Source organism: Pseudomonas sp. PS01270 (assembly GCF_029959775.1).
Classification (GTDB): Bacteria; Pseudomonadota; Gammaproteobacteria; order Pseudomonadales; family Pseudomonadaceae; genus Aquipseudomonas; species Aquipseudomonas atacamensis.
Window position 1 is genome coordinate 1 of the sequence record NZ_JASCPT010000170.1, and the last position, 9,037, is coordinate 9,037.

Annotated in this window: 6 protein-coding genes and 1 pseudogene; 4 read left to right on the forward strand and 3 right to left on the reverse strand. The window is 61.8% G+C overall.

Annotated features, from left to right (window positions below):
- Positions 1-115: 115 nt before the first annotated feature.
- Positions 116-307, reverse strand: a pseudogene (locus tag QMX86_RS25920) (TatD family hydrolase); the annotation flags it as partial.
- A gap of 276 nt (positions 308-583) precedes the next feature.
- Here QMX86_RS25920 and QMX86_RS25925 point away from each other — a divergent pair.
- Positions 584-1,057: a hypothetical protein gene (locus tag QMX86_RS25925; protein ID WP_073473845.1), complete on the forward strand. Its 474-nt coding sequence runs from the start codon at positions 584-586 to the stop codon at positions 1,055-1,057.
- A 269-nt stretch (positions 1,058-1,326) separates the two neighbouring features.
- Here QMX86_RS25925 and QMX86_RS25930 read toward each other — a convergent pair whose 3' ends face one another.
- On the reverse strand, positions 1,327-2,103 hold the full coding sequence (locus QMX86_RS25930) for a TatD family hydrolase (protein WP_282387053.1): 777 nt from the start codon (positions 2,101-2,103) through the stop codon (positions 1,327-1,329).
- Between the two features lie 3 nt (positions 2,104-2,106).
- Positions 2,107-3,102 (reverse strand): catabolite repressor/activator, encoded by a 996-nt coding sequence (gene cra / locus QMX86_RS25935; protein WP_024011578.1) that lies wholly within the window; start codon positions 3,100-3,102, stop codon positions 2,107-2,109.
- A 305-nt stretch (positions 3,103-3,407) separates the two neighbouring features.
- Between cra and ptsP the strand changes: the two genes are divergently transcribed.
- From ptsP to QMX86_RS25950, 3 genes are read left to right on the forward strand one after another with little or no spacing between them, the layout of a single operon-like run.
- Positions 3,408-6,269 (forward strand): phosphoenolpyruvate--protein phosphotransferase, encoded by a 2,862-nt coding sequence (gene ptsP, locus QMX86_RS25940; protein ID WP_282387054.1) that lies wholly within the window; start codon positions 3,408-3,410, stop codon positions 6,267-6,269.
- Positions 6,270-7,211, forward strand: coding sequence for a 1-phosphofructokinase (gene pfkB / locus QMX86_RS25945; protein WP_073473841.1), 942 nt, complete (start codon positions 6,270-6,272; stop codon positions 7,209-7,211).
- Between the two features lie 11 nt (positions 7,212-7,222).
- Complete coding sequence (locus tag QMX86_RS25950) at positions 7,223-8,956, forward strand: PTS fructose-like transporter subunit IIB (protein WP_282387055.1); 1,734 nt, start codon at positions 7,223-7,225, stop codon at positions 8,954-8,956.
- The last annotated feature ends 81 nt before the right edge of the window (positions 8,957-9,037 follow it).

Here is a 9,037-nt window from a genome sequence, read left to right on the forward strand (position 1 = left end):
ACCATCCCCCCGTAGGAGCTGACGCGTGCAACGAGGCTGCGATCTTTTGACTTTGCCTCTGAAGATCAAAAGATCGCAGCCTCGTTGCACTCGTCAGCTCCTACCCGGGTACGTGTTACCAGCCGAAGACTTCGCAGCAGTTGGCGGTGCTGGCGGCGGCGAGTTGTTCAGGCGTGATATTCATCAGCTCGGCCAGCGCCGCACAGATCGCCGGCAGATGCGCCGGGCTGTTGCGCTGGCCGGGGAACATGGCGGGGGCCATGTCCGGTGAGTCGGTTTCCAGCACCACCGATTGCAGTGGCAGTTCCGGCAGGTCGTTGCACTGCCGAGACCCAGTTTGAGTCCAGCTTGATGTATTACCCTGCCTCCTCGCTCGCTATCTAGAAACCCATCGCAGTTTTCCGTTTTCGCGTTCAGCGCAAGCATCTTCGTAGATTCTTGATTTCGGCACGGCTGAGTGAAGCCGCTCGTCGGGACTGTCAGGTTTTACAGTAGGACGAGTTGGGTCAATCGGATTTACTAAATTGGCCTGAACGACCCGACGTATTTTCATCTTGTCTTTACTATGTTTTAGGGAGCGATCATGAAATCAAGTAACAGATTTTCCAGTGGCAGACCTGCGCCTGGTGTAGAGAACGTTTCTAAAAAAAATACTATCACCAAAGAGGATTTTGAAAGGCTTAGCAAGAATGCGACTTTATATGATGGGGAGCTTCATGCGGTCAGTGGAGCTTACCGGGGGAAAATAAGATACAGATATTGGTGGAGTGACGATGGGGATGCTTTTTACTGTTACTCCACAGAATACACAATTAATGATCCAGATCATTTTGGAAGGCATAAGGCCAACATACATTTCAGTTTTGATGATGTTTCATGGTGGGGTGAAGATTCTGAAGATAATATGCGACAGGACGATAAGTGGAACGTCTGGAGTGTTGGATGGTATGTAATGACAAATAAAAAAGTCCGCGTTTATGTCAGATTTGATTTTGATCTTCCTTTCTTTGATGAGAGCGCGGAGAATTCCGTCTACTATACTTTTCCCGGAAAGTGACATGCTGTTTAGAAGTAGACAGATTAAATCAAGCTTTAGCCGTGTTGTGCTGTTCTGTGATTTCCGCTTTTTGGTCTTGGTCAAATTCATTGAACTTGGTGGATTATCGAAGATTTCGCAGTAGTGGGCTGAAAACACTAAGTGATTACATCATTTAGCACAATCTAGAATGTAGGGGTGAGCCTGTTCGTAATAGCGGTCTGTCTGAAAAAATATCGGTAACTGACACACCGCTATCGCGAGCAGGCTCACTCCTACAAGGGGATCGGTTACCAGCCGAAGACTTCGCAGCAGTTGGCGGTGCTGGCGTTGGCCAGTTGTTCAGGCGTGATATTCATCAGCTCGGCCAACGCCGCACAGATTGCCGGCAAATGCGCCGGGCTGTTGCGCTGGCCGGGGAACATGGCGGGGGCCATGTCTGGTGAGTCGGTTTCCAGTACCACCGATTGCAGCGGCAGTTCCGGCAGCACCCGATGCATGCGCAATGCCTGCGGCCAGGTCGGTGCGCCGCCGATACCCAGTTTGAACCCGAGCTTGATGTACTCCCGCGCTTCCTCGCGGCTGCCGGCGAAGGCGTGGATGATGCCGGCGCGTTTGAGCTTGAAGCGCTTGAGCGTGGCGATCACCGCCGCGTGGCTGCGGCGTACGTGGATCAGCGCCGGCAACTCGAAGTCCGCCGCCAGTTGCAGCTGCGCTTCGAACAACGCCTGTTGCCGTTCGCGATCGAGGTTTTCGATGAAGTAATCCAGGCCGATCTCGCCCACCGCACACAGCTGCCGATGTCCGCGCAAGCGCGTCAGCCAGTCCCCCAGCGCATGCAAATCCTCGGGCCGATGCTGATCGAGAAACACCGGGTGCAATCCGAACGCCGCGTACAGGTCGGCATCGCTCTGCACCAGATCCCAGACCCGTTGCCAGTTGCCCTGATGCACCCCCAGCACGACGATGCGCTGCACGCCGAGGGCACGGCTTTCTGCCAGCAGCGCCGCGCGATCGGCGTCGAAGTCTGGGAAGTCGAGGTGGGTGTGGCTGTCGATCAGCTCCACGATTCAGTCCCGATGAATACGCTGCTTGAAGGTCCGCGCAATGGCTTGCACGCCCGGTTGGTAGTCGTCCTGCTCGACGGCGGCCAGGGCCAGTTCCAGGGCCTTGTCGGCGATCAACTGGTGTTGCTGGGACATGGCATTGACCGGCAGCGGCAGGAAATCCAGCAACTGCGTGTCGCCGAAGGTGCCGAGGCGCAGCGGCCGCGATTTCAGCGGGAAATCATGCAGCGCATCGAACACGCCTTGCAGCAGCACGTAGGAGGTGGTCACCAGTGCGTCAGGCAAATGCCCCAGCCGCTGCAGGAGTTCTTCCATCAATTGCTTGCCGCACTCGCGGCTGAACGACTCGGCGTGCTCGACCAGCACCTCGCCTTTGAAATCGTTGAGCGCTGCGCGGAAACCGGCGGCACGCTCCTGGCTGATGCTCAGCTCCGGGCGGGCGCCGAGCAGCACGATCTGCTTTGGCTGCGGATCGAGCAGACTTTGGGTCAGATGCAGGCTGGCCTCGCGGTCGTCGCTGATCACCGAGCAGAAATGCTCCGGTTCCATGACCCGGTCGATGGCGATGATCGGCAGACCCTTGGCCTGCAACTGGCGATAGCTGTCATCACCGGCCGGCAGGCAACTGGCAACGATCAGCGCATCGCAACGACGGGCGCGGAACAGTTGCAGCAACTGGCGCTCGCTGTCCGGCGCGTCGTCGGAGCTGGCGATCAGCAATTGATAACCGCGAGCCCGCGCGCCTTGTTCGAGCAACTTGGCGATCCGCGCGTAACTGGGGTTTTCCAGATCCGGCAGGATAAAGCCCAGGGTGCGCGTGTGCCGACTGCGCAGGCCGGCCGCTTGCGGATTGGGCGTGAAGCCGTGCAGATCGACCACCGCGCGCACGCGCTCGACGGTCGCGTTGCTGATGCGTTGCTGTTCGGCCTTGCCGTTGATGACGTAGCTGGCGGTGGTGACGGAGACGCCGGCCAACCGCGCGATATCACTGAGTTTCAACCCGGTATTTCCTTGTTTTTTCGAGCATGCCGCGACATTTTCGCCAATCCTACCCGATAAGGGCAGTCGACTTATTGCTTGGGCAGATCCGACCAGTTGGACTTCAAGGATGAGACATTATCGAGTAACGTGCCGATCAATCTAGATTAAACGTTTCAGCAAGCGTATTTTCTACGTTTTAGACGCCTTTGGCCGGTCCTGCCGTGAAACCGCCAAAACTGCCGCTGAAAAGCGCGGCAGAGCGCCTAAGCTGTGAACCATTCAAAACAATACCTGGCGTTGAACTGCGCCAAAAAGGAGATCGCATGCTCGAGCTCACTATAGAGCAGATATCCATGGGCCAGTCGGCCGTGGATAAACCCGCTTCCCTGCAATTGCTGGCCAGTCATCTGGTTGCCGACGGTCTGGTTGCCGACGGCTACCTCGCCGGCCTGCAGGCCCGGGAAGCCCAGGGCTCGACCTTTCTCGGTCAAGGCATCGCCATTCCCCACGGCACCCCGGAAACCCGCGATCAGGTATTCGCCACCGGCGTGCGCCTGATGCAGTTTCCTGATGGCGTCGATTGGGGCGATGGCCAGATCGTTTATCTGGCGATCGGCATCGCGGCGAAATCCGATGAACACCTGCGCCTGCTGCAACTGCTGACCCGCGCCCTCGGCGAGACCGATCTGGGCCAGGCCCTGCGTCGCGCCAGCTCCCCCGAAGCGCTGCTGAAACTGTTGCAAGGCGCGCCGCAGGAACTGGCGCTGGATGCGCAGATGATCGGCCTCGGCGTGTCGGCCGACGATTTCGAAGAACTGGTCTGGCGCGGCGCACGTCTGCTGCGTCAGGCCGATTGTGTGAGCAACGGCTTTGCCGGCGTGTTGCAGCAAGTCGAAGCGCTGCCACTGGGCGATGGCCTGTGGTGGCTGCACAGCGAGCAGACCGTGAAGCGTCCGGGACTGGCGTTCGTCACCCCGGACAAACCGATGCGCTACCTCGGCCAGCCGCTCAGCGGACTGTTCTGCCTCGCCAGTCTGGGCGAAGCGCATCAGGCGTTGCTCGAGCGTTTGTGCGCGTTGCTGATCGAAGGTCGCGGCCACGAACTGGGCCGCGCCACCAGCAGCCGCAAAGTCCTCGAAGTGCTCGGCGGTGAACTGCCGGCCGACTGGCCGAGTGCACGTATTGCCCTGGCCAATGCCCATGGTTTGCACGCACGACCAGCGAAGATTCTTGCGCAACTGGCGAAGAGTTTTGACGGCGAAATCCGCGTGCGGATCGTCGACAGCCAGGACAGCGCCGTGTCGGTGAAGAGCCTGAGCAAACTGCTCAGTCTCGGTGCCCGGCGCGGTCAGGTGCTGGAGCTGATCGCCGAGCCGAGCATCGCCGCCGATGCCTTGCCGGTCCTGCTCGCGGCGATTGAAGAGGGCCTCGGTGAGGAAGTCGAGCCGCTGCCGGCCGTGAGTCAGCAGCGCGAAGTGATCGCCGACATCGCCGAAGTGCTGATCGCCCCGGCCTCCGGCAGCCTGTTGCAGGCGATTCCTGCCGCACCGGGCATCGCCATCGGCCCTGCGCACATTCAGGTGCTGCAAGCCATCGATTACCCGTTGCGCGGCGAGTCGGCGGCAATCGAGCGCGAGCGCCTCAAGCAAGCCCTGAGCGACGTGCGCCGCGACATTCAGGGCTTGATCGAACGCAGCAAGGCCAAGGCTATTCGGGAGATCTTCATCACCCACCAGGAAATGCTCGACGACCCGGATCTGACCGACGAAGTCGACACCCGCCTCAAGCAAGGCGAAAGCGCCGAAGCGGCGTGGATGGCGGTGATCGAAGCCGCCGCCAAACAGCAGGAATCGCTGCAGGACGCGTTGCTCGCCGAGCGTGCTGCGGATCTGCGTGACATCGGCCGTCGAGTGCTGGCGCAATTGTGTGGCGTGCAAACCGCGAACGAACCTGAGCAACCGTACATTCTGGTGATGGACGAAGTCGGCCCGTCCGATGTCGCGCGTCTGGATCCTGCGCGGGTTGCGGGGATTCTCACCGCGCGCGGCGGTGCTACCGCGCACAGCGCCATCGTCGCCCGCGCGCTCGGTATTCCAGCACTGGTCGGCGCGGGTGCAGCGGTGCTGTTGCTCGAGCCGGGCACGCCGCTGTTGCTCGACGGTCAGCGTGGCCGTCTGCATGTCGACGCCGATGCCGCGACCCTCAAGCGTGCCGCTGAAGAGCGCGACACCCGCGAGCAACGCCTGAAGATCGCCGCCGAACAACGTCATCAACCGGCGCACACCACCGACGGCCACGCCGTCGAAGTGTTCGCCAACATCGGCGAAAGCGCAGGCGTGACCAGCGCGGTGGAGCAGGGCGCCGAAGGCATTGGTCTGCTGCGCACCGAACTGATTTTCATGGCCCACCCACAGGCGCCGGATGAGGCGACCCAGGAAGCCGAATACCGTCGCGTCCTTGATGGTCTGGCCGGGCGGCCGCTGGTGGTGCGCACGCTCGACGTCGGCGGCGACAAACCGTTGCCGTATTGGCCGATCGCCAAGGAAGAAAACCCGTTCCTCGGCGTGCGCGGCATTCGCCTGACCCTGCAGCGGCCGCAGATCATGGAAGCGCAACTGCGCGCCTTGCTGCGCTCGGCCGACAACCGTCCGCTGCGGATCATGTTCCCGATGGTCGGCAGCGTCGAAGAGTGGCGCCAGGCCCGCGACATGACCGAACGCCTGCGTCTGGAAATTCCAGTCGCCGACCTGCAATTGGGGATCATGATCGAGGTGCCGTCGGCCGCGTTGCTTGCGCCAGTGCTGGCCAAGGAAGTCGACTTCTTCAGCGTCGGCACCAACGACCTGACCCAATACACCCTGGCCATCGACCGTGGTCACCCGACCCTGTCTGCTCAAGCGGACGGCTTGCACCCGGCGGTCCTGCAACTGATCGACATCACCGTGCGCGCCGCCCATGCCCATGGCAAATGGGTGGGCGTCTGCGGCGAACTGGCGGCAGATCCGCTGGCGGTGCCGGTGCTGGTTGGCCTCGGTGTCGACGAGCTCAGCGTCTCCGGTCGCAGCATTGCCGAGGTCAAGGCGCGCATCCGTGAACTCAGCCTGCCCCAGGCGCAAACCCTCGCTCAACAGGCCCTGGCCGTGGGCAGCGCGAATGAAGTACGCGCATTAGTGGAGGCCCTGTAAATGGCCAAGATTCTCACCCTGACCCTCAACCCGGCTCTCGACCTCACCGTCGAGCTGTCACGGCTGGATGCCGGTCAGGTCAATCGCAGCGAGGAGATGCACACCCACGCTGCGGGCAAAGGCGTCAATGTCGCCCAGGTGCTGGCGGATCTCGGCCATCAGGTCACCGTCAGCGGCTTTCTCGGCGAAGACAATCAGCAAGCGTTCGAAACCCTGTTCGCCAAGCGTGGTTTTGTCGACGCGTTCATCCGCGTGCCGGGCGAGACGCGCAGCAACATCAAAGTCGCCGAACAGGACGGGCGCATCACCGACATCAACGGGCCTGGCCCGGTGGTCGATGCAACGGCGCAGCATGCCTTGCTTGATCGCTTGCAGAAGATCGCACCGGGGCACGATGCGGTGGTGGTCGCCGGCAGTCTGCCGCGCGGCGTCACTGCGCAGTGGTTGCGCGAGCTGATTGAAAGCTTGAACGCGCTCGGCTTGAAAGTCGCCCTCGATTCCAGCGGCGAAGCCTTGCGCGCCGCGTTGCAGGCCAGCCCCTGGCTGATCAAACCGAACACCGAGGAACTCGCCGATGCATTAGGTTGCGAAGTGGTTTCGCCAATCGCCGAAGCACAAGCCGCCGCACGCTTGCACGGCCAAGGCATCGAGCACGTGGTGATTTCCCACGGCGCCGACGGGGTCAACTGGTTCAGTGTCGGCTCGGCCCTGCACGCCTCGCCACCGAAGGTCAGCGTGGCCAGCACGGTTGGTGCCGGCGATTCCTTGCTGGCCGGCATGCTCCACGGTCTGCTTAGCGCCGACACCCCCGAGCAAACCCTGCGCACCGCCACCGCGATTGCGGCAATGGCGGTGACCCAGATCGGTTTTGGCATCAACGACGCTGCGCAACTGGCGCAGCTCGAACAGGGCGTGCGCGTGCGCCCCCTGACAGAACAATAAGAGGGTTTGTCATGAAGTTAGCCATTGTTACGGCTTGCCCGAACGGCATGGTCACCAGTGTGCTGTGCGCGCGTCTGCTCGATGCAGCGGCGCAGCGTCAGGGCTGGAGCACCAGCGTCGAAGTGGTCGATCCGGCACACCCGGAACGCGAGTTGTCGGCGGCGACCATCGAAGCCGCCGAGTGGGTGTTGCTGGTCACCACCGGCGCGGTGGACATGAGTCGCTTCGTCGGCAAGCGCGTGTTCCAGATCGCTCCGGCGCAGGCGCTGCAGGATGTCGAAGCGGTGCTGCGTCGCGGTGCTGAAGAAGCCGAAGTCTACGTGGCCAGCGCAGTCGAACCGGCGATTGACGCGCCACGTGCGCCACGCATCGTTGCTATCACGGCCTGCCCGACCGGCGTCGCCCACACCTTCATGGCCGCCGAAGCGTTGCAGCAGACTGCCAAGCGCCTGGGCTATGAATTGCAGGTCGAAACCCAGGGCTCGGTGGGCGCGAAAACCCCGCTCAGCGCAACGGCCATCGCCGAGGCTGACGTGGTGCTGCTGGCGGCAGATATCGACGTCGCCACCGAGCGTTTCGCCGGCAAGAAAATCTATCGCTGCGGCACGGGCGTTGCTCTGAAGCAATCCGAAGCGACCCTGAAAAGAGCCCTGGCCGAAGGCGCAGTGGAAAGTGCGGCAAGCGACGGCAAGGCCCCGGCCAAGTCCGAGAAAACCGGCGTCTACAAGCACCTGCTCACGGGTGTGTCGTACATGCTGCCAATGGTGGTGGCGGGTGGTTTGCTGATCGCGTTGTCGTTCGTGTTCGGTATCACCGCGTACAAGGAAGAAGGCACGCTGGCGGCGGCGCTGATGCAGATCGGCGGCGAAACCGCGTTCAAACTGATGGTGCCGCTGCTCGCCGGTTACATCGCCTACTCGATCGCCGACCGCCCGGGCCTTGCGCCGGGGATGATCGGCGGCTTGCTCGCAGGCACTCTGGGCGCCGGATTCATTGGCGGGATCATTGCTGGTTTCATTGCCGGTTACGCCGCCAAAGCCATCGCCCGCTATGTGAAATTGCCGCAGAGCCTGGAAGCGCTGAAGCCGATTCTGATCATCCCGTTACTGGCCAGTCTGGTGACCGGCCTGGTGATGATTTACGTGGTCGGCAAACCGGTCGCCGGCATGCTCGCCGCGCTCACCCAATTCCTCGACAGCATGGGCACTACCAACGCGATTCTGCTCGGCGTATTGCTCGGCGGCATGATGTGCGTCGACCTCGGCGGGCCGATCAACAAGGCTGCCTATGCGTTTTCGGTGGGGCTGCTGGCCTCGCAGAGCTACGCACCGATGGCCGCAACCATGGCCGCCGGCATGGTGCCGCCGATTGGCCTGGGCATCGCCACCTTCATTGCCCGGCGCAAGTTCGCCCAGACTGAGCGCGAGGCCGGCAAAGCGGCGTTCGTGCTCGGCCTGTGCTTTATCTCCGAAGGGGCGATTCCGTTTGCCGCGAAAGATCCGCTGCGGGTGATTCCGGCGAGCATCGCTGGCGGCGCGCTGACCGGTGCCTTGTCGATGTACTTCGGCTGCAAACTGATGGCGCCGCACGGTGGCTTGTTCGTGCTGGCGATCCCCAATGCAATCAACCATGCGCTGCTGTATCTGCTGGCGATTGTTGCGGGGAGCCTAGTTACGGCGGTGGTGTATGCGCTGCTCAAACGGCCGGAGGCTGTCGAACTACCGCTGGAGCCCGCCAAGACCTGACCGACAACACCAAATCCCTGTGGGAGCGAGCCTGCTCGCGAAAGCGGAGTGCCAGCTGAAGATGTGGTAACTGGCAGGACG